Source organism: Nocardioides sp. NPDC059952 (assembly GCF_042730435.1).
In the GTDB taxonomy this organism is placed as follows: Bacteria; Actinomycetota; Actinomycetes; order Propionibacteriales; family Nocardioidaceae; genus Nocardioides.
This window is the reverse complement of sequence record NZ_JBHWLY010000046.1, coordinates 1-22,422: the sequence shown is the minus strand read 5'-3', so window position 1 is coordinate 22,422 and position 22,422 is coordinate 1. Positions and strand designations below refer to the sequence as shown.

The 22,422-nt window shown below is 70.5% G+C and carries 21 protein-coding genes; 12 read left to right on the top strand and 9 right to left on the bottom strand.

The window, feature by feature from the left end:
* Nucleotides 1-8: 8 nt before the first annotated feature.
* Together ACFV9G_RS19790 and ACFV9G_RS19785 are read right to left on the bottom strand one after the other, a co-directional pair.
* Nucleotides 9-980, bottom strand: a complete 972-nt coding sequence (locus ACFV9G_RS19790; protein WP_378729233.1) for an alpha-ketoacid dehydrogenase subunit beta — start codon at nt 978-980, stop codon at nt 9-11.
* Nucleotides 977-2,095: a thiamine pyrophosphate-dependent enzyme gene (locus ACFV9G_RS19785; protein ID WP_378729232.1), complete on the bottom strand. Its 1,119-nt coding sequence runs from the start codon at nt 2,093-2,095 to the stop codon at nt 977-979. The genes ACFV9G_RS19790 and ACFV9G_RS19785 overlap by 4 nt, the downstream gene beginning before the upstream one ends.
* 168 nt (nt 2,096-2,263) lie before the next feature.
* Here ACFV9G_RS19785 and ACFV9G_RS19780 point away from each other — a divergent pair, with 168 nt between their 5' ends.
* Nucleotides 2,264-2,734, top strand: a complete 471-nt coding sequence (locus tag ACFV9G_RS19780) for an Lrp/AsnC family transcriptional regulator (protein ID WP_378729231.1) — start codon at nt 2,264-2,266, stop codon at nt 2,732-2,734.
* Between the two features lie 39 nt (nt 2,735-2,773).
* On the opposite strand, the gene ACFV9G_RS19775 is transcribed toward ACFV9G_RS19780, so the two are convergent.
* Complete coding sequence (locus ACFV9G_RS19775) at nt 2,774-4,009, bottom strand: alpha-hydroxy acid oxidase (RefSeq protein WP_378729230.1); 1,236 nt, start codon at nt 4,007-4,009, stop codon at nt 2,774-2,776.
* A 175-nt stretch (nt 4,010-4,184) separates the two neighbouring features.
* Here ACFV9G_RS19775 and ACFV9G_RS19770 point away from each other — a divergent pair, with 175 nt between their 5' ends.
* Nucleotides 4,185-4,856 carry a GntR family transcriptional regulator gene (locus tag ACFV9G_RS19770; RefSeq protein WP_378729229.1) on the top strand — a complete coding sequence of 224 codons (672 nt, stop codon included), beginning with the start codon at nt 4,185-4,187 and terminating at the stop codon, nt 4,854-4,856.
* 197 nt (nt 4,857-5,053) lie between these two features.
* Here ACFV9G_RS19770 and ACFV9G_RS19765 read toward each other — a convergent pair whose 3' ends face one another.
* Entirely contained in the window at nt 5,054-7,843 is a 2,790-nt protein-coding gene (locus ACFV9G_RS19765; RefSeq protein ID WP_378729228.1) for a BTAD domain-containing putative transcriptional regulator, read from the bottom strand.
* A gap of 119 nt (nt 7,844-7,962) precedes the next feature.
* On the opposite strand from ACFV9G_RS19765, the gene ACFV9G_RS19760 reads away from it, so the two are divergent.
* The gene (locus ACFV9G_RS19760; protein WP_378729227.1) at nt 7,963-8,313 is read left to right on the top strand and encodes a UBP-type zinc finger domain-containing protein; all 351 of its coding nucleotides are present in this window, start codon (nt 7,963-7,965) and stop codon (nt 8,311-8,313) included.
* A 21-nt stretch (nt 8,314-8,334) separates the two neighbouring features.
* Here ACFV9G_RS19760 and ACFV9G_RS19755 read toward each other — a convergent pair whose 3' ends face one another.
* Complete coding sequence (locus tag ACFV9G_RS19755; protein ID WP_378729226.1) at nt 8,335-8,991, bottom strand: response regulator; 657 nt, start codon at nt 8,989-8,991, stop codon at nt 8,335-8,337.
* On the bottom strand, nt 8,988-10,127 hold the full coding sequence (locus ACFV9G_RS19750; RefSeq protein ID WP_378729225.1) for a histidine kinase: 1,140 nt from the start codon (nt 10,125-10,127) through the stop codon (nt 8,988-8,990). The genes ACFV9G_RS19755 and ACFV9G_RS19750 overlap by 4 nt, the downstream gene beginning before the upstream one ends.
* Nucleotides 10,128-10,288: 161 nt before the next feature.
* Here ACFV9G_RS19750 and ACFV9G_RS19745 point away from each other — a divergent pair, with 161 nt between their 5' ends.
* The gene (locus ACFV9G_RS19745) at nt 10,289-10,768 is read left to right on the top strand and encodes a DUF6326 family protein (RefSeq protein WP_378729224.1); all 480 of its coding nucleotides are present in this window, start codon (nt 10,289-10,291) and stop codon (nt 10,766-10,768) included.
* 41 nt (nt 10,769-10,809) lie between these two features.
* Here the strand turns inward: ACFV9G_RS19745 and ACFV9G_RS19740 are convergent, their stop codons facing one another.
* A complete protein-coding gene (locus ACFV9G_RS19740; RefSeq protein WP_378729223.1) occupies nt 10,810-14,010 on the bottom strand; it encodes an ATP-binding protein in 3,201 nt (1,066 codons plus the stop codon).
* A gap of 191 nt (nt 14,011-14,201) precedes the next feature.
* On the opposite strand from ACFV9G_RS19740, the gene ACFV9G_RS19735 reads away from it, so the two are divergent.
* From ACFV9G_RS19735 to ACFV9G_RS19715, 5 genes are all read left to right on the top strand, one after another.
* Complete coding sequence (locus tag ACFV9G_RS19735; RefSeq protein WP_378729222.1) at nt 14,202-15,455, top strand: MFS transporter; 1,254 nt, start codon at nt 14,202-14,204, stop codon at nt 15,453-15,455.
* 12 nt (nt 15,456-15,467) lie between these two features.
* A complete protein-coding gene (locus tag ACFV9G_RS19730; RefSeq protein ID WP_378729221.1) occupies nt 15,468-15,788 on the top strand; it encodes a hypothetical protein in 321 nt (106 codons plus the stop codon).
* A complete protein-coding gene (locus ACFV9G_RS19725) occupies nt 15,785-16,480 on the top strand; it encodes an alpha/beta fold hydrolase (RefSeq protein WP_378729220.1) in 696 nt (231 codons plus the stop codon). Before ACFV9G_RS19730 ends, ACFV9G_RS19725 begins: the two co-directional genes overlap by 4 nt.
* 43 nt (nt 16,481-16,523) lie before the next feature.
* The gene (locus ACFV9G_RS19720) at nt 16,524-17,387 is read left to right on the top strand and encodes an alpha/beta hydrolase (protein ID WP_378729219.1); all 864 of its coding nucleotides are present in this window, start codon (nt 16,524-16,526) and stop codon (nt 17,385-17,387) included.
* 98 nt (nt 17,388-17,485) lie between these two features.
* Nucleotides 17,486-18,253 carry a histidine phosphatase family protein gene (locus tag ACFV9G_RS19715; protein WP_378729218.1) on the top strand — a complete coding sequence of 256 codons (768 nt, stop codon included), beginning with the start codon at nt 17,486-17,488 and terminating at the stop codon, nt 18,251-18,253.
* 52 nt (nt 18,254-18,305) lie between these two features.
* Here the strand turns inward: ACFV9G_RS19715 and ACFV9G_RS19710 are convergent, their stop codons facing one another.
* On the bottom strand, nt 18,306-19,091 hold the full coding sequence (locus ACFV9G_RS19710; protein WP_378729217.1) for a MaoC/PaaZ C-terminal domain-containing protein: 786 nt from the start codon (nt 19,089-19,091) through the stop codon (nt 18,306-18,308).
* Complete coding sequence (locus tag ACFV9G_RS19705) at nt 19,088-19,837, bottom strand: glucose 1-dehydrogenase (protein ID WP_378729216.1); 750 nt, start codon at nt 19,835-19,837, stop codon at nt 19,088-19,090. Before ACFV9G_RS19705 ends, ACFV9G_RS19710 begins: the two co-directional genes overlap by 4 nt.
* Nucleotides 19,838-20,012: 175 nt before the next feature.
* On the opposite strand from ACFV9G_RS19705, the gene ACFV9G_RS19700 reads away from it, so the two are divergent.
* From ACFV9G_RS19700 to ACFV9G_RS19690, 3 genes are read left to right on the top strand one after another with little or no spacing between them, the layout of a single operon-like run.
* Complete coding sequence (locus ACFV9G_RS19700) at nt 20,013-21,191, top strand: Rieske 2Fe-2S domain-containing protein (RefSeq protein WP_378729215.1); 1,179 nt, start codon at nt 20,013-20,015, stop codon at nt 21,189-21,191.
* Nucleotides 21,191-21,454: a ferredoxin gene (locus tag ACFV9G_RS19695; RefSeq protein ID WP_378729213.1), complete on the top strand. Its 264-nt coding sequence runs from the start codon at nt 21,191-21,193 to the stop codon at nt 21,452-21,454. Before ACFV9G_RS19700 ends, ACFV9G_RS19695 begins: the two co-directional genes overlap by 1 nt.
* A gap of 5 nt (nt 21,455-21,459) precedes the next feature.
* Complete coding sequence (locus tag ACFV9G_RS19690) at nt 21,460-22,278, top strand: SDR family NAD(P)-dependent oxidoreductase (protein WP_378729212.1); 819 nt, start codon at nt 21,460-21,462, stop codon at nt 22,276-22,278.
* The last annotated feature ends 144 nt before the right edge of the window (nt 22,279-22,422 follow it).

Here is a 22,422-nt window from a genome sequence, read left to right as displayed (position 1 = left end):
TGCTGCCCTCAATAGGTGAAGCTACGGTCGACGGCGTCGAGGATGCGGTCGAGGCTCGGGAGCCAGTCGTGCTCGAGCCGGCTGGCCGGGTACGGCGTGTCGTATCCGGTGACCCGGATGATCGGCGCCTCCAGCGAGTAGAAGGCCTGGTCCTGGACGCGCGCCGCGACCTCCGAGCCGAGGCCCGCCGTCTGTGACGCCTCGTGGGCGACGACCAACCGACCGGTGCGCTCGACCGAGGCGACGATGGTCGCATCGTCGATCGGCGAGAGCGACCGCAGGTCGATGACCTCGATCGACCGTCCTTCCTCGGCGGCCGCGGCGGCCACCTTGACCGCGGTCGGAGCGAGCGCCCCGTAGGTCACCAGCGTGAGGTCGTCGCCCGGACGGAGGATGCGCGCCTGGTCCATCGGCAACGGCGCCGCGGTCGTGTCGAGCTCCCCCTTGGCCCAGTACGAACGTTTGGGCTCGAGGAAGACCACGGGGTCGTTGCAGGCGATGGCCTGGCCGAGGAGGTCGTAGGCGTCTTGCGCGCTCGAGGGGCACAGGACGCGCAGTCCTGGCGTGTGGGCGAAGTAGGCCTCCGGAGACTCGCTGTGGTGCTCGATGGCGCCGATGCCGCCACCGACGGGGATGCGGATGACCACGGGGAGGCAGACGGCCCCCTCGGAACGGTGCCGGTACTTGGCGAGCTGGGTGACGATCTGGTTCATGGCGGGGAAGACGAAGCCGTCGAACTGGATCTCACACACCGGCCGGTAGCCGGCCATGGCGAGCCCGATGGCGCTGCCGACGATCCCGGCCTCGCCGAGCGGCGAGGTGACGACGCGGTCCTCGCCGAAGTCCTTCGCGAGACCGTCGGTGACGCGGAAGACGCCGCCGAGCTCGCCGATGTCCTCGCCGATGAGCAGAACCTTGTCGTCGGACTCCATCGAGCTGCGAAGGCTGGCGTTCAGGGCGTGGGCCAGTGCGGTGCTCATGCGTGGTCTCCTTCTCCGGCCGCGACGAACGCCAGGTGCTCGTCGCGCTGTCGAGCCAGGTCGGCCGGCATCTGCTCGAGGGTGTGGACGAACGGGTCCTCGGGTGACGGCACGGGCAGGGCACGGCACCCGGCCCGCAGCCGCTCGGCGAGGGCCTGCTCCTCCTGCTCCAGCTCGGCCAGGAAGTCGTCGTCGAGGCGCTCGGGGGCGTCCTCGCGGCTGAGCAGCAGCCGCAGGCGGTCGATCGGGTCGCGGCCCTCCCACTCGTCGTTCTCGGTGCCGCTGCGGTAGCGCAGGTCGTCGTCGGAGGTGGTGTGGGGATTACGCCGGTAGGTCACCGCCTCGATGAGGGTCGGGCCGCCGCCGGCGCGAGCCGTCGCCAGGGCCTCCTGGGTCGCGGCGTGGCAGGCGATGACGTCGTTGCCGTCGACGCGTACGCCGGGGAAGCCGAAGCCTCGGGCCCGCTCGGCTGCCGGGATCCGGCTCTGCACCGAGAAGGGCGCCGAGATGGCCCACTGGTTGTTCTGACAGAAGAAGACCACCGGGAGCTGCTGCGCCGCGGCCCAGACGAAGGCCTCGTTGGTCTCGCCCTCGCTGAGGGCACCGTCACCGAGGAAGACCAGGACGGCGCGGTCGCGCTCGGGGTCACCGGTGCCGACGTCGCCGTCGCGAACGATCCCCATCGCGTATCCGACGCCGTGCAGCGTCTGTGCCCCGATGACCAGGGTGTAGAGGTTGAAGTTGCGCTCGCGTGGGTCCCAGCCACCCATGGTCGTGCCGCGGAACAGACCCAGCAGCTGGACCGGGTCGACACCGAAGCACCAGGCGACCGCATGCTCCCGGTAGGTGGGGAACACGACGTCCTGCGGTCGCAGCGCCGAGCCGGCGCCGACCTGGGCGCCCTCCTGCCCCAGCATGGACGGCCACAGGCCGAGCTCACCCTGCCGTTGCAGGGCGATCGCCTCGGCGTCGACGCGACGGGCGAGCACCATGTCGCGGTAGGCCCGGCGCAGGTCGAGAGCCGTGTCGCCGCTCGGGACACGGTCGTCGGGCCGCAGGTGTCCGGACTTGTCGAGGACGGACCACGGCTCGGTCGTGTGGGTCTCCACGGTCATGACGCTCCTTCGGTCGGTGGTTCGGCAGAAGCGTGATGCGGGTCACGACCCAACGCAACCATTCCGCTCGATCTATGCGAATATCACCCTGTCCGTGCGTCCGCCGCGTCTGAGGGAACTAGAATCATGCGGGCGGCGCGTGATTGATGAAGCCGACGGGAGACCAGAATGGATGCGATCGACCGACAGATCCTCGACCTCCTACGCCAGAGCGCACGGATGCCGGTCAGCGAGATCGCCCGCCGCGTGGGCCTGTCGAGCGCTCCGGTCGCGCGGCGGATCGAGAAGCTGGAGAGCACCGGCGTCATCCGCGGATACGTCGCCGTCATCGACGACGCGGCCGTCGGCGAGATCGACGCCTTCACCGAGATCCGGCTGACCGGTGACACGGCCACCGAGAAGATCGAGGAGATCGCCCGGCGCGTGCCGGAGGTGCAGCAGTACTACACGATCGCCGGTGACCCCGACGCGCTCGTGCGCTTCCGGGTCCGCAACGTCGAGCACCTCCAGCAGGTCGTCAACGCCATTCGCCGCACCGGCATCGTCGCGGGTACGAAGACGCTCATGGTCATGTCCGCGTGGGACCGCACCCACCTGGTCGACGATGGCCCCACCCGGTCCTCGCCGGCTCACGACTGACCGGGACCAGGCGGGTCGGGAGAGCGCCCCTCCGTTGGCTCACGGCCGGAGCCGGGCCCTCCCCCGCAGGTCGGCGACAGATGCCGCACCCATGAGCTGCATCGTCCGGGTCATCTCGGAACGAAAGAGGTCGAGCGCGCGGTCCACCCCGCGTTCTCCTCCTGCCATCAAGCCGTACAGGTACGCCCGGCCCACCATGCAGGCGTCGGCGCCCATCCCCAGCGCTGCCACGATGTCCGCGCCAGAGAGGACCCCGGTGTCGAGGAAGATCTGACAACGACCGTCCACAGCATCCGCGACGGCGGGGAGCAGCTCCAGGGGAGTGGCGGCTCGATCGAGCTGCCGACCACCGTGGTTCGAGACGACGATGCCGTCGACACCGGTCTCGACCACCAGCCGGACGTCCTCGACCGACTGCAGGCCCTTCACGACCAGGTTTCCGCCCCACTGATCGCGGAGCCAGGCGAGATCCTCGAAGCTCAGCGAAGGATCGAACATGGTGTCCACCAGCTCGGCCACCGTGCCGTCGAACATCCGCAGCGCAGCGAACTCCAGTGGTGCGGTGGTCAACAGGTTCGCCCACCACGCGGGGTGCCTGGACATGTCGAGCAAGGTCCGAACGTTGAGCGTGGGAGGAATGGTCAGTCCGTTGCGCGCGTCCCTCAGCCTGTTGCCCGCCACCGGGGTGTCGACGGTCAGGACGAGCGTGTCGTAGCCCGCCGTGCGGGCGGATTCGACCAGGTCGAGCGTCGCGGCGCGGTCTCGCCATAGGTAGAGCTGGAACCAGTTGCGGCCGGTGGGGGCTGCGGCCATGAGGTCCGCCGGCGACGTCGTACCCATGGTCGACAGCGTGTACGGGACCCCTGCGGTCGCTGCCGCGCGAGCCACCGCGGGCTCACCCTCGTGATGCATCATCCGGGTGAACCCCGTCGGCGCCAAGATGAGGGGCAGGTCGACTTTGCGACCCAGGACCGTGGTGCTGGTGTCGACCGATGTCACGTCGCGCAGGACGCGTGCGTCGAACTCCACCCTCGCGAAGGCGTGGCGGGCGCGCTCGAGGCTGAGACCGGCCTCAGCCGCTCCGTCGACGTACTCGAAGACCGACCGTGGGGTCCTGCGACGTCCGACGTCGGCGAGATCGGCAACGGTGAGAGCGCGCTGCAGCCGACGCTTCCGACGGTCGAACTCCCAGCGCCGTACGCGGAGCAACGGGGCGAGGTCCTTCCAACGCGGCAGCCTGCGCTGCGTACGGTGCCGGGACGGTGTGCTGGTCATGAGCGGCTGTCCTTCTCGTTCGGTGCTGGGGAAGCTGCTCATGCCGAGCAGCCGGACCGATTCCTATCTTTGTGTCACAATTTCGCTGGATTGTGACACAAACGCTCGAATTGCGACAAGGGATCTCGACCCGGTCGCCGGCCGACACTGGCACCGTCAATGAGAGGATCGGCGCATGAAGTCCGCTGACGGTTCCGGAGGGACACCGCCGAAGATCAGCGCTCCCGATCGGGTCGTGGCCGCCCTGCGGGCGGACCTCCTCGACGGGAACGTCGCGCCCGGTGAGCACCTTCGAGAGGAGCAGCTCACCACGCGTTTCGATGTCGGCCGCCACACCGTCCGCGCGGCGATCAACCAGCTCGCCGCGACCGGGCTCGTCATCCACGAGCGCCACAAGGGTGCGCGCGTTCCGGAGCTGACCCGGGAGAGGATCGACACCGTCTTCGAGTTCCGCAGCGTGGTCGAGCTCGGCAGTCTCCGACTCGCGCTGAGCCGGCGTGCGGACCTCTCCCCCGTCGAGTACTCGGTGCGGCGGCTCGAGTCCCTGCCGGAAGACACACCCTGGGGGACGCTCATCGAGGCCCACGGACAGATCCATCGCGCCATCGTCGAGGCATCCGGCAACCAGCGACTCCTCGCGGCTCACCAGTCATGCGAGGACGAGCTTCGCCTCCTGCTCGCCAACCTGCGCCCCGATTTCACCGTCGCGAAGCTGGCCGGCCTGCACCGTGACCTCATGGACAAGCTGCTGATCGACGACGAGTCGGCCGTGGAGGCGTTGCGCGCCGACCTCGAGCACGCCGGACGCGGCGCGCTGCTGATGGCTCTGCAACGCCAGTCGCAGTGACGAGCAGATCAGGTCACGCAGGGCTCCGTCATCCGCCGCGGGCAGCCGAGGACCGGCGGGCTCGGTGCCGGCGGACCGCGGCGCGGTTGGCACGGCGGACCGACGCGGCCGTCGAGGACATCCTCCGCCTCGTCCTCACCACCCGAGTGCGCCAGGTGCCGCACTGCTGATGGCCCGGTGACTTCGCCACGACGGTCTTATCCGCCGGTCTCGTCGAGTCGCTGCGTGAGGGTGGCTCTGATCTCGGGGTCGGCGTTGCCGACGACGGCAAGGGCCTGCTGCCAGGCGCCGCGGGCGCGCGAGCGGTCGCCGAGGTCCTCGGACAGGTCGCCTGCTTGCAGACCGCTGCGGGCAGCGCTGACGTGGTCGCCGAGGGCCTCGTACTGTTCCGCTGCCCGCTCGGCCGCCGCCAGCGCGTCCTCGAGTCGGCCGAGTCGCTGGTAGGCCAGGGCGAGGCTGTCCCAGGTGTCGGCCTCGCCCGGGAGGTCGCCACTGGCCTGCGCGTGCTCGAGCGCGTCCAGGCAGGTGGCGAGTGCCCGGTCGAGGTCGCCGAGGTGAACGAGATACCAGCCCATGGAGTTCATCGCGCGGCCCAGGCCGGCCTCGTCGCCGGTGCCGGTGAACAGCTCCAGGAGCTTCTCCATCCTGGTCACCGCCTCGGCGAACCGGCCTTCCCGGGCACAGGTCCAGGTGTCGTTGCGCAGCACGTACGACCGGCCGACGTCGTCGCCGATCCGCTCGAAGCCCTCGGAGGCGAGAGCGAAGTGCTCGTGGGCGCGGTCGTACTCCCCCAGACGCGCGAGAGCCTGACCTGCGAGCCGGTGACACTGAGCCACCCCGGCGCGGTCGCCCTCGGCGGTCAGGACGACGACCGCGTGCTCGGCGAGATTCGCCCACGGCCACCACAGGGCCGCTCGTCGGTCGGCATAGTCGACCAGGCACCACACCAGCCGCCAGCCGTACGCCGGATACCCCGTCGTCAGGGCGATCCAGGCGACCTCCAGCAGGCTCTCGTGCATCGCGGTGAACCAGGCCAGCGCCTCGTCATAGCTGGTGACCCGGTCGAGGGCCACCTGGTCGACCATCGGCAGCAGCGAGATCGGGTATTGCTGCGGGTCCATCAGCATCGACGCCTCGCGAGCCGTGGCCAGGTAGTGCCCGAGCAGCCCGAGCGCCGCGCGCCGCTTCGCCTCCGGCGACTCCGAGGCACGGAGCAGGTCCACGGCGAGCAATCGGACCAGGTCGTGCTGGACATAGCGCTGCGGCCGACGCTCCTCGACCAGGCTGGCCGCCGCCAGCCGGGCCATCGTCGAGCTCGCCTCGGTCAGCGTCACGCCGGCGAGGCTGGCCGTCGCCGCGAGCGAGATCTCCGCCACCCGGTGCAGGCCGAGCAACCGGAAGACACGGGCATCCTCGGGCCCCAGCGCGAGATAGGAGGAGCGGATGGCCGCGCGTACGCTGCTGTGCTCATCCGGCCCGCTCAGATTGTCGAGACGGCCGCTCTCGGGCCGCAGCTCGTCGGCCAGTTCGGAGAGCCGGAAGGCCGGGTTGGTGGCCGCTCTGGCGGCGACCAGACTCAGTGCCATCGGCAGTCGGTCGCAGGCCTCGACGATCTCAGCGACCGCACCGTCCTCGGCCCCGACCCGGCGCGCGCCCAGCCGGCGCCTGAGCAGATCACGAGCCTCATCACCGCTCAGCGGGCCCAGCCGCACCGTCGAGGCACCCTCCCGGGAGACCACGCCGAAGAGCTGGTCCCGACTGGTCACCAGAGCCGCGGCAGTACGTGGCGGAAGCAGCGGTCGGACCTGATCGGCATCACGCGCGTTGTCGAGCACCACGAGCAGGCGCCGCTCGGCGATCGTCGAGCGGTAGAGCGTGAGCTGGCGGTGCACGTCGCTGGGCACCTGCTGGGCATCGACGCCGAGCTCGGCCAGCACCAGCCGCAGCGCCTCGCCGAGCGCCATCGGCCGACGGTTGGGATCGAAGCCGCGGAGGTCGATGTAGACGACGCCGTCGGGGAACTTGTCGAAGTGCAGATGCGCCCAGTGCAGCACCAACGCGGTCTTGCCGACCCCTGCGGCGCCTGAGACCACGACGACCGGCGCCTGCTCTCCGGAGGCGATCAGCTCGTCGAGACCCGCCAGCGCGTCGGTGCGGCCCACGAAGGTCGAGGGTGCCGACGGTGGGACCGGCCTGGTCGCCGCCCCGGAGCGGGGGCCGGCGGCCGCGGGGTCCTCGGGCTCGCCGAGCAGATCGGTGAAGACCGCGCTCAGCTCCGCCCCCGGGCCGATCCCGAGCTCGTCGGCGAGCGAGCGGCGTACGTCCTCGTACGCAGCCAGTGCCTCCGCCCGGCGGCCGGTCAGATCCAGCAGCCTCAGATGCCTGACCCAGAGCGACTCTCGCAGTGGGTGGTGCTCGAGCGCAGCCCGGATCCGCTGGGTCAGCTCGGTGATCTCGATCGGATCGGGGAACGGAGTTCCGACCAAGGACAGGTCAGCGACCCGTTCCAGGGCGGACAGGTAGCGGTCGGCCAGAGCCGGTACCTCGGCGGCGTAGAGGTCCTCGGAGTCGACGCCCGTGAAGGCGACGCCTCGCCAGAGCCGGACCGCGGCCCACAGCTTCTCCGCACACGAAGGATCGCTGGGTTCGGCCTCCGCCAACCTACGGAACCTGGCCACGTCGACCTGCTCTGCAGTCGCCTTCAGCACGTAGCCGCCCGCGCTGAAACCGATCGACTCAGGTGGCAGCCGGCTGCGCAGGCGGCGTACGACCGTGTGGACCGAGGCGCGCACGTGCTGCGGCGGCTGCGCACCCCAGACCCGCTGAGCGAGCGTCTCGACGGTCACCGGCATACCGGGATCGATCGCAAGGACTGCAAGCAGCGCACGGCCACGACCACGGGGAAGCAGAACCGGTCGGCCCGCGACGGTGACCTCGAAGGACCCGAGAAGGCCGACCTGTAGGTCGGACGCAGTGCGGTCGACCACCACGCTCCTTCGCCATCGAGCCGATCCATCGTGACTGTAGCCAGCCGTGGTCAGAGCGCAACCACAATTGGAGCTGAATAGGCGCGAACCGGGCCGCGGTGGTGAGTAATCTGGTCGACATGACCGGCCTACAGGGAGTCAATGCCACTGTTCGACCGTCCGGCACCGGGTGTGCGGAGTGCCTTGCGAGCGAAGCCGGGTGGTGGTTGCACCTTCGCAGATGTGCCGAGTGCGGGCACGTGGGCTGCTGCGACAGCTCGCCGGGGCAGCACGCGAGCCACCACTACCGCGAAACCGGCCACCGTTACATGCAGAGCTTCGAGCCCGGCGAGGAGTGGTTCTGGGACTTCGAGAACCAGGAGGCCGCTCGCGGGGTCGTTCTGGCGGGCCCCACCAGTCGACCGGAGTCTCAGCCCTCGCCGGCTCCGGCAGACCGTGTCCCCGAGGACTGGCAGCAGCACCTGCACTGAGTCCACTCCTGCCCGCGGGCCTCAGCGTCGCGGCGGTTGCTGGTGGGCGTACGCCCACATCGCGATCTCGACGCGGTTGCGGGTGCCGAGCTTGGTCATCAGCGAGGCGACGTGGGTCTTGACCGTGCTCAGGCCGACGAAGAGCTCGGTGGCGATCTCGGCGTTGGTCCGGCCCCGCGCCACCAGGGCGAGCACCTCCTCCTCGCGCTCGGTGAGCGGGTCGATGGGCTGGGCCGGTGCCATCGGCGCTTGGCCGGCGAAGGTCGCCAGCAGCCGGCGGGTGACGTTGGGGGCGATCAGCGCGTCCCCGTCGGCCGCCGCGTGGATGGCCTGCACGAGGAGCTCCGGCCCGGCGTCCTTGAGCAGGAAGCCGCGGGCGCCTGCGCGCAGGGCGCCGAGGACGTACTCGTCGAGGTCGAAGGTCGTGATCACGACGACCGCCATCGGGTCCCTCACGTCCGGCCCGGCCAGGCGCCGCGTCACCTCGACGCCGTCGAGCCCGGGCATCCGGATGTCGACGAGGAGGACGTCGGGACGCAGCCGGGTCGCCAGGTCGAGCGCTGCGACCCCGTCGGCCGCCTCCCCCACGACCTCGAGGTCGGGTTGGGCGCCGAGGATCATCACCAGCCCGGTCCGGACCAGGTCCTGGTCGTCGGCCACGACGACACGGATGGTCATGCCCGCACCTCGGCCGGCAGCACGGCCTCGACCACCCAGCCACCCTCGGGCCCCGGCCCCGCGGAGAGCGATCCGCCGAGGAGCTGGGCGCGTTCGGTCATGCCCAGCAGGCCGAACCCGGGCTCCGGGACCGGCTCCGGCTCGGTCTGTCCGTCGTCGCTGACGCGCAGCCTGACGACGTCGCCCTCGCGGCGTACGTCGATCCCGACGCGGGTCGCGCCCCGGGCATGCCGTACCGCGTTGGTCAGCGACTCCTGCGCGAGCCGGTAGAGCGCGGCGTCCACCGGTCGCGCCAGCCGGGTCAACGACCCGACCAGCGAGACCTCGACGACGGGCTTCGCCTCGGCGTGCGCGAGCGCTGACAGGTCCGCGACACCCAGCTGCGGTGAGAAGGCGACGGCCTCCTCCTCACGCAGCACCCGCACCATGGATCTCATCTCCGCCAGGGTTCGCGACGCCTCGGACTCGATCGCGGCCAGGACCTCGACGGCCTTCTCCGGCTGGATGCCGGCGACAACGCCACCGGCCTGCGCCTGCACCGCGATCGCCGAGACATGGTGGGCCACGGTGTCGTGCAGCTCGCGCGCCAGCGCCACCCGCTCCTGAGTGCGGATCTCGCGCTGTTGGCGTTGCCAGAGAGCCGCGCGGTAGCGGAACACCGCCGCGAGGGCGACGACCAACAGCAGGAGGACGATGCCGCCGAAGAGGTCGGCCCAGCCCGCGGAGGAGACGTACATGCCCAGCGCGACGACGACCGTCACGAACGCCGTCCCCACGACGATCTCCCGTCCCGAGCCCCACCGCACCAGGGAGTAGAGCAGGATCAGGACGGCCATCATGGAGTAGAGGCCGAGGTCGCCGGCGCGCGCAGCCGGTTGGAGGACCGAGAGCAGCCCGGCGACGCCCCACCCGATCAGGACGGCCACCAGCGGCCGGCCCCGCCGCCAGAGCAGGGCGGGCACCAGGGTCAGAGCCAGCACCGTCACCAGGGGTCGCCAGGCCACGTCCGGCCGAACGGTGCCCTCGACCACGACCGCGGCCGCGAACGCACCCACCAGCAGCCGGTCGAGACGACCGATGGGTGGGGCGTCTGCGGGCCGCGGCTCGTGCCAGATGGAGCGCCGGACAGGTATCACGGCACCAGCCTAGGGATCGGCGAGCCGCGGCGTACCGGCCGAAAGTACGAGAGGAAGACCGATCCATCGGCCCGCGAACTCCGGCCTCCGGTCCGATGTGCCCGCTGGCGGTGTCGGCGAGCGTGGACTCAACGATCCTCACCACCACAACGGAGCCCATGATGAGAACACCTCAGACCACCACCACGCTGGACGAGCAGCCGATCTCGGTGAGAGTCAAGCTCGCCGCAGCCTGGACGAGCTTGATGTTCCTGTACGCCTACGTCGACATCCTCAACTTCTTCACACCCGGCGTCATCGACGACATCCTCGCCGGCAAGGTCTTCGAGTTCGACCTCTCCCAGACCTTCTCGACCGCGGCCCTGACCCTCATGTCCGTCCCGATCCTCATGGTCCTGCTGTCCACGACCATGCCCGCCCCGGCAGCCCGGATCACCAACATCGTCGTGGCCTCGCTCTACGTCCCCGTCACGGCGTTCAACCTGCTGGGCGAGTCCTGGCTGGCGTTCTACGGCCTCGGCGTCGTGCTGGAGCTGATCCTTCTCGCGTTCATCGTGCGGTACGCCTGGACCTGGCCGCGCGCCGTCTCGGCGACGGCTTCGGACCGCGAGTCCGTACGCACCACCCACCAGCGAGCGTGACTCCAAGAGCGAGCCAGACCCGCTTCGGCGGGTCTGGCTCGTCACGAGCTGCGAGCCAGACCGAGGAAGTCGTCGGCGCGGTCGACGAACAGGTACGCCTGCTGGGCGATCGCGGTCGCTCGGGCTCGCCCCGCGGCCTCGTGCACGGCATCCATCGGCTCCCCGAGCGCGCTTCTCAGCTTCGCGTGCATCAGCTGCACGAAGGCGGCGGCATAGCGTTGCCCGTGAGCCGCGATCGAGGAGTCAGCACGCCTGAGAGCGTCCGCCGCCTCCTGGACGCGCCCGCTCGCGAGATACATCTCGCTGAGCAGCGCCAGCCAGGTCGTCAGGCCGGATCGTGGCGGGTCGGCCAGGTTCGACTCGATGAGTTCCTCCGCCTGAGCCAGCGACCGATCGACGTTCCGGCCAGTGACCGCGTGGGCCCAGCACCGTCCCAGCCGCTGGTAGGCCCCGAGGAAGCGGAACGAGTACTCCGGATCCGCAGCGATCCCCCTCTCGGCTGCGCGAAGAGTCCATGACGGATCCGCCATCAGCGCCGCGGCCGTGACCGCGAACGCGGACCACACGGTCACGTCGTAGGAGTGGTTTCCGGCGTCGCTCTCGATCTGCCCGAACATGCCACGTGCCTCGTCGTCCTTGCCGTGCAGCGCGGTGTTGAGCGCGAGCATCGCCGGCGACAGCAGCTGCAGGTCGTGCCGCAGCTGATCCTGGTCCAGGGACTTCGCCCGTTCGGCGACGACGGCGTTCGACTCGCTGAGGTGCCGGTAGGCCGCACCGATGTTTCCGACGTCCCACTGGTGAATCCCCCAGGCGTGCCGTCCGTACGCCTGCACCACCGGATCCTCGGATCGTTCGCTGTCCGCGAGGAGCCGGTGAGCGAGCTGACCACTGCGGTCGAGCTGGATGGCTTGGGAGTGAGCGGCCCAGTGGGAGAAGAGGAAGTCGGCGGCCTCTCGCTCCCGGCCGAGACCTCGGGCGGCCCGCTCGGCGCGTTCGAGCAGCTCGAAGGTCGCGTCGGCGCTGCCCATGTAGCCCGTCTGCATCCCGATGACCGCCACGAGCTGTGACAGCGCGGACAGCTCGAGCTCGAGCAGTCCGGCCGAGTGCGCGATGTCGGCGGCGGCCTCGAGATGCGGGACGGCTGCGTCGAAGGCGGACTGGGCAACCGCTCTGCGACCGCCGCGGACGAGCGCGGTCGTGGTTCGTGTCGGGTCCGCGAAGGGCCCGGCGAGCCACAGGTGGTGGGCGAGTCGCTCGGTGACCGCCTCGTCGTCTCCGTGGATCCCCTCCAACGCATCGGCGATCTGCAGGTGCAACCGACCGGTCGCGAGCAGCCGCGAGGTCGTCTGGTGCACCGCCTCACGCACCAGGTCGTGCACGAACCGCACGGAGAGCGGTCGGTCCTCGGCCGGCTCCAGCAAGCCCTGCGAGTCGGCGGTGGCGAGCAGCGCCGAGCAGGCCGACATCCCGACTCCGGCGGCACGGGCGAGCAGACGGACGTCCACCTCCCGCCCGATGAGCGCCGCGATCTCCACGAGCCTCCTCGTCTGGTGGTCGAGTCCGGCGAGACGGTCTCGCACGATGTCGCGCACCGTGGACGGGACACCGGTGCGGGCCAGGGCGTCCTCACCGGCCGCGGCATCCAGATCGCTGTCGGCGAGGAGGCGGGCGAGCTCACGTACGAAGAACGGGTTGCCCTCGGTGCGCGCCTGGATGCAGCGAGCGACGTACGGACTCGGTGCCCGTCCCGTCTCGCGCCGGACGAGCTCACCCACCTCGGTGGGCTGGAGCGGACCGATCCGGATGCGCTGGTGATGGGGCAGGCGCCCGACCGCCGCGAGCATTCCGCCGAGCCCGTCGCCCGGGGCGGGAGCCCGATCGCGGAGGAGCCCGGCGAGGACGACGCCAGCCGGCTGCTGGGTCGCCACGTGCCGGAACAGCTGCAGCGACGCGGCATCAGCCCATTGCAGGTCGTCGATGACCAGCACGACCGGACGCTCGGTGGCCGCTCTCCTGATGAGGTCGACGGCCTGCTCGAAGAGACGGAACTGAGCACCGCTGTCGGGTAGCACCGCGCCACCGAGGAGGTTGTCCGGGCGCGGGTCGATGAGGCGTCGGATCTCGCCGCTGGCCAGGCCTGCGCGGACGGGCTCCGGCTGGCTCGCCAACAGGTCGGAGATGAGACGGGTCCATGGCCACAGCGCCGGGGTGCCCTCGTGGTTCAAGGACCGTCCCCACACGACGAGCGCGCCCCGGCGCTCTGCGTCCCGGCCGAACTCGGCGAAGAGGGACGTCTTGCCCGCCCCTGGTTCGCCTTCGGCCATGATCAGGGCCGCGTTCCCCGCCACCGCCGACTCGAGCGATCGAGCCAGCAGCGCGCGTTCCTCGCCACGGCCGACGAGTGGTGCGCTCCCACCCTGCTCGCTCTGCTGGTCGCTGCGGGCGCGGGAGTGCTGCACGACGCGGGTTCGGGCGGCCTGCAGCGCCTCGCCGGGGGTCACCCCGAGGTCGTCGGCCAGCCGTGCCCGGACGGTCTCGAAGACGGAGAGTGCTTCGGCCTGCTTGCCGGCGATGGCGAGGGCCGTCATCAGGCCGGCCTGTACGGGCTCGTTCAGCGGTGCCATCCAGGCGGCCAGGCGCAGCGGCTGAAGGATCCGGGTCGAGGGCCGCTGGGTCCGGGCCAGCTCCCCCACCGCGACGCAGGCGTCGAAGAACTCCTCGTTGATGCTCGCGAACAGTGGTGAGGCGGTCACGCTCGGGCCGAGACCGTCGCCGGCCGGGCCGTGCCAGAGACCGAGTGCGTGGGCGTACTCGTCGACGGCCTCGTCGTGACGACCTGAGGCAAGGTGGGTCTTGGCGCTGTCGACATGCGACCTGAACTCGATCAGGTCCACCGTGGCGGTCCGTCCGACGAAGGCGTACCCGCCACCTCTGCGGGCGATGAAGCTCCCTGCCTCGCGTGCCGGAAGATCGGGTTCGAGCATGCGACGGATGGTCCCGACGTACTTCTGGACGGTGTTGACCGCCGACATCGGGACGTTCTCCTCCCAGAGGAGATCGACGAGCTCGGACATGCTCGTCGGTCGGCCCGCCCTCGCCAGGAGCAGGGCCAGCAGGTATCCCTGCTGCGGCGGACCGGTCTCCAGCTCGACGTCGTCGCGGTAGGCACGCAACGGGCCGAGGAGCTGCAGGCGCACGGAGCTCCGCGGATCCGATCTCTCGGCGATCGAGAAGTCTTCCATCGTGGGTCCTAAGGGCGCAGGAGGTTGGCCCGCACCCCGACACGTACCGGGCCTCGGCATCAGCCTAGGCGTACGTCGAGCCCACCGCAGCCGTCTGCGACGAGCCGTGCTCCACAAAATCTCCACGGACCGTCCAGTGGGACTTCGTAGGTTCCGTTCGACCGGGACCTACGCGTAGACGAGGACAGACGATGCACGAACAGGCCTACCACGCGCAATGCCGAGCCGCGGAGAGCCGACATCCGGCACAGGGCCCGCAACAGCGCGACGCGCTCATCCTCTTCGCGCTGGCGCTCGGCACGTTCGCGATCGGGACCGGCGAGTTCGGGAGCAACGGCATCGTCCAGCTCTTCGCCGCCGATCTCGGTGTCTCGGTACCGACCGCGACGAACGCGATCACCGCCTACGCCCTCGGCGTGGTCATCGGATCGCCCGTGCTCACCATCGCGGCGGCCAGACTCAACCGGCGCTCGCTCCTTCTCGGCCTGGTCGTGCTCTTCATCGTCGGAAACCTGCTGTCCGCCGCGGCCTCCGGCCTCGGTGTCCTCATCCTGGCCCGGTTCATCACGGGCACGGTCCAGGGCGCGTTCTTCGGCGCCGGCGCGGTGGTGGCGGCGTACGCCTTTGGCCCGGGCAAGAGCGGCAAGGCGTTCGCGACGGTGATGGCGGGTCTGACGGTCGCGACGATCTTCGGCTCTCCCCTGGGCACCTTCCTCGGACAGCAGGTCGGATGGCAGGCGCTGTACGTCGTCGTCTCGGTGATCGGCCTGCTGGCAGGGGTCGCCATCTGGGTCTTCGTTCCCCGGACCAGCGCACTCGCCGGCGGATCGGTCAGGCAGGAGCTCGGTGCCTTGAGACGGCCGATGGTGTGGGCGACGATGGCCGTCGCCGCACTGGGCATCTCGAGCATCTTCGCCGTCTACACCTTCATCGGCCCGTACATCACCGACGCTGTCGGGGCCGAGGAGTCCTGGATCCCGGTGGCGTTGGCGGTCTTCGGGGTCGGGATGGCCCTGGGGAACTGGATCGGTGGCCGTCTCGCCGACCAGTACGAGTTTCGGGGCCTGATCCTGGGCTATGCCGTCGTGATGGTCTTCCTGGCCGTCATCGCGGTCGGCGGCGAGAACCTTGCCGTCCTGCTGCCGTGCCTGCTCGGAATCGGTGCCTCGTCGATGATGGCGATCCCGACGATCCAGGTCCTCCTGACCCGGTACGCACCCGAGGCGCCGACCCTGATGGGGGCGGTGAACCTCGCCTCGCTCAACCTCGCCAACGCGCTCGGCGCGGTCGCCGGCGCCCTCGTCCTCGACGCCGGATGGGGTGCTCTCTCGACCGCATGGGCCGGTATGGCTCTCACCGCGGCCGGCCTCCTCCTCTTCGCGGTCACCGTGACTCGGGTGGCTCCACCGCAGCCACTGGCCGCCTCCCTGTCCGCGACGGCCTGAGGGGCCACCGGCATGTTGTCCTTCCGCTCCGAGAACTCGTTCCTCTCGATCTGCTCGCAGGGATCCATCCTGTCGATCGGCAGCATCGGCTCGATCGCCTCGGTGGGATCCATCGGCGCCGTCCTCTCCGTCGGCTCGATCGGATCCTGGATGTCGGCGATGTCGATGCTCAGCTCGCAGAGCAACTGCTCGATCCTCAGCCACCAGAGCAACTGCTCCATCCTCAGCCGGCGCTCCAACTGCTCCATCCTCAGCCGTCGCGCCACCCGGGCCATCCTCGGCCGCGGCGTCCGACGACCTCTCACCCATGCCGAAACCAAGGAGAACAGATGAGCAACGACAACCCGACCGTCGTCCTGGTCCACGGAGCGTTCGTGGACGGATCCGGATGGCAGCCGATCCACGACATCCTCACCCGCGACGGTCTCGACGTCGTGGTCACCCAGCACTCGACCCGGTCTCTCGCCGACGACGTGACCGAGGTCCACCAGGTCGTCGAGGCCCAGGACGGGCTCGTCCTGCTCGTGGGGCACTCCTACGGCGGTGTCGTGATCACGGAGGCGGGCACGCACCCGCAGGTGGCCGGTCTGGTCTATGTCGCGGCGTTCGCGCCCGACGCGGGAGAGTCGGTCGCCTCGATGCTCGCCGAGCCCGTCCCGGACGCGCCGGCGCCGCCGATCCTCCCCCGCAAGGACGGGTCGCTCGTCCTCGATCGCGACCGCTTCCAGGAGGCGTTCGCCGCCGACCTGCCGGCCGGGCAGGCACGGTTCATGGCCGACTCCCAGGCCCCGTGGGGCGGGGCCGCCCTCAGCACCGCCGTCACCGAACCGGCATGGCGCTCCAAGCCCAGCTGGTACGTCGTCGCCACCGAGGACCGGATGATCCCGCCCGTTGCCCAGGAGGGCATGGCCGCACGGGCCGGCGCCTCCGTCGAGACGGTCGCCGCCAGCCACTCCGTCTACGTCTCACGGCCCGACGTGGTCGCCGACCTGATCCGGCGTGCCGCCAAGGCGATCGAGCTGTAGGCGTCGGGCCGGAGCTTCTCGAAGACCGAAAGGAACACCAGACATGAAGTTCCCTCTCCGCCGCAGTCGCGCCCTCGCGGCGATACTCGTGGCCCTCCTCTTCACGGGCTCGATGCTCGCGACGACGAGCAACGGCGCCTCGGCGACCGGAAACACCCTCCCCGAGCGGGCACAGCGCGGCTCGAGCACGGGAGCCAAGCCCACGATCGTCATGGTCCACGGGGCCTGGGCCGACGCCTCCGGTTGGCAGCGCGAGGTCAAGGAGCTCACCGACGACGGCTACCCGGTCATCGCCCCGGCGAACCCGCTGCGTGGGCTCTCCTCCGATGCGGCGTACCTGCGCAGTATCCTCGAGACGATCCCAGGTCCCGTCGTCCTCGTCGGACACTCCTACGGCGGCGCTGTGATGACCAACGCGGCAACCGGCCTTCCGAACGTCAAGGCCCTCGTCTTCATCGCTGCCTTCGCGCCCGACGCCCACGAACCGGTCGCCCAGCTCGTCCAGCAGTTTCCCGGCACCATGGTCACCGAGGACGCGTTGGACACCCGTCCCTACCCGCTGCCCGGCGGCGAGGTCGGCGTCGATCTCTACCTGAAGGCGAGCATCTTCCGCGAGGCCTTCGCCGGCGACCTACCCCGCAGCACCACCACGGTGATGCAGGCCTCCCAGCGTCCGTTCTCGCTGGCGGCGTTCACCGAACCGTCCGGGGAGCCCGCGTGGAAGACCGTTCCGTCCTGGTATCTCCTGGCGACGGCCGACAAGACCATCCCTCCCGCCGCGCAGGAGTTCATGGCGAAGCGGGCCGGGGCCAAGATCGTCAGGGTGCGGTCCTCGCACGTGGCGCACCAGTCCCACCCGGCCGAGACTCTCGCCGTTATCAAGAGCGCGATTCGCTCGGTCCGCTGAGGTCGTTCGACGGCTTGTCCTGGTGATCGGGACAGCGCGCGTCCGAGGGTCGCTCCCGTGTCGATCCTCGGACGTCGCTTCCCAGACCTGGAGGTCCCATGAATCGCCGTACCCGACTGTGCGCCCTCGGCGCCTCGCTCGCTGTTCTTGCCACGCTGCCGCTCGCGGTCGCCCGTGAAGCCGGTGCCGACCCGAAGCCTCGGGCCGGTGGCCCGGGCTACGAGATCCTGTTCGTACGCCACGCCCACTCCACCTACCCGGCACCGGAGGAAGAGCTCTCGGCCACGGGCATCGCGCAGGCCGCGAAGCTGGTCGACTTCCTCGACGAGGAGAGGATCTCGTCGGTCGACTCCTCGATCATGGTGCGTACGTATCAGACCGCCGACGGCGTGGCCGCGGACCACGACGTACCGGTCCTGGCCGACGAGGACATCCGGGAGGTCGAGCTGCCGTCGAAGGATCCCGCGGTGGCCGGTCGCATCCTGGCGAGCTGGGTCATGGACCCGAGCACCCGCGACGACTCGTTCGGCGGCGAGGAGGACTTCTACGACGTCCAGGAGCGCTGGCGGCCGTGGTGGGCGCGGTACGTACGCGAGCACCGCGACGACCGGGGAACCGGCGTCGTCGTGGCCCACGGCGGCATCTTCGGGCTCATGCTGCCCGAGACCTGCGCCAACGAGCCGGAGCTGCCGTTCTCGGACCGGTTCCCGGGCAACACCGAGATGATCAAGGCCCGCCTCCAGCGCGACGGCACGCTGGTGTGCACGGAGTGGAAGGTGAGCCCGGACCCGCGGCCCGGCGACCCGACGTCGTACTACTACGAGATCGATCCCGTGACCGGTGAGGCCGTCAAGGTCCGGTACTGACCGACATGGAGAACGGGGCGGGTGGCGGTCAGCCACCCGCCCCTCCTGTGTCTCAGAACCCGCAGCGGCCGCCGGCGATGGCGACGCCCCGGGCGGTGGACACGCTGAAGCCCCCGTTGGCCCACCCCTCGACCCTGACGGCCTCGCCCGGGAAGACCACCGAGCTGAACCGCCCCTCGAGGAGCTCCATGTCGGCCGGGTGCCGCGAGGTCTGCTCGGCGACGGCGAGCGAGGCGAGCGCCAGCGTGGCCAGTCCGTGCAGGATCGGCCGCGGCTGACCGATCGCGGCCGCGGCCGCGGGATCGATGTGGATCTGGTGCCGGTCGCCGTTGAGGCGGTAGAGGGCGGCGGCGTTCGCGGGGATCTCGACGACCGTCGACCAGGCGGCCTCCTCGACCGGGTCGGGAGGACGTACGGGGCCACGATCTCCGCCGAAGCCGCCGCGGCCGAGGGCAAGGATCGACCAGGTCGCGACGAAGTGGTCGCTCGCCACCTCGATGTCGAAGACCGCGCCCGCGCTCTTGTCCCACACCCCGGTGACCCGGGCAGACATCTCCAGGTCGCCCGAGGCCGGCAACGGCGCCTTCATCTCCAGGCGCTGCGAGCCGTGTACGGCCCGGGTCGGGTCGAACGCGCCGGCCGCTCCCAGAGCGTCCGGGGCCCATTGCGCCAGGGTGAGGGCGAAGGCCGGCAGGACCCGGAGCCGTTCCTCGAACACCAGGTCCAGCCGGTCGGCGCGGGCACCCACCGAGAGCGCGTAGAGGATCGCGTCGCGGTCGGTCCAGCTCACCCGGTGCCGGCCGAGATCGTGCCCGATCCAGTCGTCCGGTCGCCTCATGCGGTGATGTAGCCGCCGTCGGCGACGAACTCCGACCCGGTGGAGAAGCTGGACTCGTCCGAGATCAGGAAGAGCACCAGGCTCGCGATCTCGTCGGCGTCCGCCTCCCGCGCCAGCGGCTGGTGGTCCACCATCCCGTGGGAGCGGTCGGAGTCGGCGGTCATCTCCGAGGACACCACGCCGGGGTGGACCGAGTTGACCCGCACCCCGTGGGGGCCGAACTCCTGGGCTGCGGCCTTCGTCATGCCGCGTACGGCCCACTTGGACGCGACGTAGCCGAGGATCCGCGGGAACGCGATGATCCCGCCGATCGAGGAGATGTTGACGATCGATCCGGTGCCGGCACGCTTCATCGAGCCGATGACGGCCTTCATGCCGAGGAAGACCCCGACCTGGTTGACGTCGATCACCTTGCGGTAGTCGGACTCGCTGAGCTCCTCGATCGGGTCGACGTGCACGACGCCCGCGTTGTTGACCAGGCCGGTGACCGGCCCGAAGGTCTCCTCGGCCTGGCGTACGGCGTCCTGCCAGGCCGACTCGCTGGTCACGTCGAGCTCCACGAACAGAGCCGCGTCACCGAGCTCGGCGACGACCTGCTTGCCCTCCTCGACCAGCAGGTCGGCCACCACCACCCGGGCGCCCTCGGCGACCAGGCGCCGCGCGCACGCGGCCCCGATCCCCCGTGCCGCGCCGGTCACGATCACCGTCCGGCCGGCGACCCGGCCGCCCGTCTCGTACGTCGTCATCTGCTTCCCTCCTGCCGTTGGACGGAGCGCATACGGCTCCCTTGCCCGCAGGTTGCACCCGGGTGCCCACCTCGCGCCGAGCCAGGTCCTGCCCAGTGGGACGGAGCCGTTGCCCGCGACCGTTCTCGGGCGAGCCTGCAGGGGTAGGGAACAACCGCGACGTTTGGGAGCCGACATGTCCGTGCTGGAAACCACAGTGCTCGAAACCGATGGCGGCCAGGTGCGCCGGATCGAGTACGAGGCGGCGCCGACCCGATTCGCCCGGGGGTGGCACTGCATCGGCCTGGAGCGCACCTTCCGTGACGGGAAGCCGCACTCCATCACCGCCTTCGGCAAGAAGCTGGCCGTCTTCGCGGACAGCTCGGGCAGCCTGAAGGTCCTCGACGCCTACTGCCGGCACATGGGCGGAGACCTCTCCCAGGGCACGATCAAGGGCGACGAGATCGCCTGCCCGTTCCACGACTGGCGGTGGGGCGGCGACGGACGCTGCAAGCAGATCCCGTACTCCCGTCGAGTGCCGATGCGGGCCCGCACGCAGGCGTGGCCGACGATGCTGCAGGACGGTCTGGTGTTCGTCTGGAACGACCCCGAGGGCAACCCGCCGATCCCGGAGCAGGTGATCCCGCCCATCGACGGCGGTCCGGGCACCCCGGGGTGGACCGACTGGGCCTGGTACGAGACCCGGGTGGAGACCAACTGCCGCGAGATCATCGACAACCTGGTCGACATGGCGCACTTCTTCTACGTGCACCACGGCTTCCCGACGTACTTCAAGAACGTCTTCGAGGCTCACACCGCCACCCAGCTCCAGAAGGGCATCAACCGCGACGACATGCGGCCCGCGGAGAAGAAGATCGGGGCACCCAAGCGGCTCGGCAACACCTCGGCGGCGACCTACCATGGCCCGTCGTTCATGATCGACGACCTGCTCTACCACTACGCCGACGGCGACGTGAAGACCGTGCTGATCAACTGCCACTACCCGATCGACGAGAACTCCTTCGTCCTGATGTACGGCATCAGCATGGAGCGGCCCGACGGCGGCCCGGAGGACCCGGAGGAGGCCGAGCGGCTGACCCAGAAGATGGTCGACACGGTGCGGCTCGGGTTCGAGCAGGACGTCGAGATCTGGAAGAACAAGACCCGCATCGACAACCCGCTGCTGTGCGAGGAGGACGGGCCGGTCTACCAGCTGCGCCGCTGGTACGAGCAGTTCTACACCGACCTCGACGACATCACCCCGGAGATGACCGAGCGCTTCGAGTTCGAGCTCGACACCGCCCGGCCGAACGAGGCGTGGCGCCGCGAGGTCGAGGAGAACCTGGCACGCCGGGCGCAGGAGCAGGACGCCTGATGACCGTACGTCCCGACAACCGCCTCGCCGACGCCCCGATGCACCCGGTCAGCTGCCGGGCGTGCGGCGCGGCGGTGCTCGCCCGGAAGAGCAGCTGGCAGCAGACCTCGGTGCAGTGGTCGCAGTCGGCGATGGCCGCGTGCCGGTCCTGGGACCCCGGCGACCCCTTCCAGGGCCGCCACCCGGTGTGCGAGGAGCTGCGCGCCAGCATCGCGCAGGCAGCGACGGACGGCACCATCCCGGTGCTCGAGAGCGAAGGATGAGAGCGATGGCAGAACTGCAGGGCCGTACGGCCGTCATCACCGGAGCCGGCAGCGGCATCGGCCAGGGGCTCGCCGAGGAGGCGGCCGCGCGCGGCATGCGCGTGGTGCTCGCCGACGTGGACGCCGACCGGGTCGAGGAGGTCGCCGAGGGGCTGCGCGCGAGCGGGGCCGAGGCGCTCGCGGTGCCGACCGACGTCACCGACGCCGACGCGGTCGACCGGCTGGCCGATGCCGCTGTGGAGGCGTACGGCCCGGTGGCGCTGCTCGTCAACAACGCCGGTGTCGAGACCGTCGGCCGGATCTGGGACCTGCCGCCCGAGCGGTGGCGGCGCCTGCTGGACGTCAACGTCAGCGGCGTCTTCCACGGCCTGCGCTCGTTCGTGCCGCGGATGGGTGCCGACCCGGCACCGTCGTACGTGGTGAACGTGGCCTCGGTCGGCGCGCTGGCGACCGCCCCGCTCAACTCGGCCTACCACGCCTCGAAGCACGCGGTGCTCGCGCTGACCGAGTGCGCCTACCTGGAGTGCCTCGAGCAGCACCCGCAGGTCGCGGTGTCGGTGGTGTGCCCCGGCGCGGTGCGTACCCGGATCTTCGAGGACGCGTACGTCGCCGACGGCTCCCCCGGCAGCGACATCTGGCAGCACACCATGCAGGGCTACCTCGAGCAGGGCGGGATCACGCCGAAGCAGGCGGCCGCCGCGGTCCTCGACGGCCTCGGGACCGGGTTCTGGATCAACACCCACCCCGACGAGTTCGCGTTCTTCGCGGGCCGGCGGGCCGAGATGCTCACCGCGCAGACGCCGCCACCGCCGCCGGCGATGTAATACCGGTGATGTGACACCGAGATGACGCCGAGAGGGGGGGGGGGGGGGTGTACGCCCCCCCCGCCCCGGGGGGGGGTGAGCCCCAAGAAGCCCGGGGGCCCCCCGCGCCCCGCCCCGCCCCGGGGGGGGGGCCCCCGGGGCCCC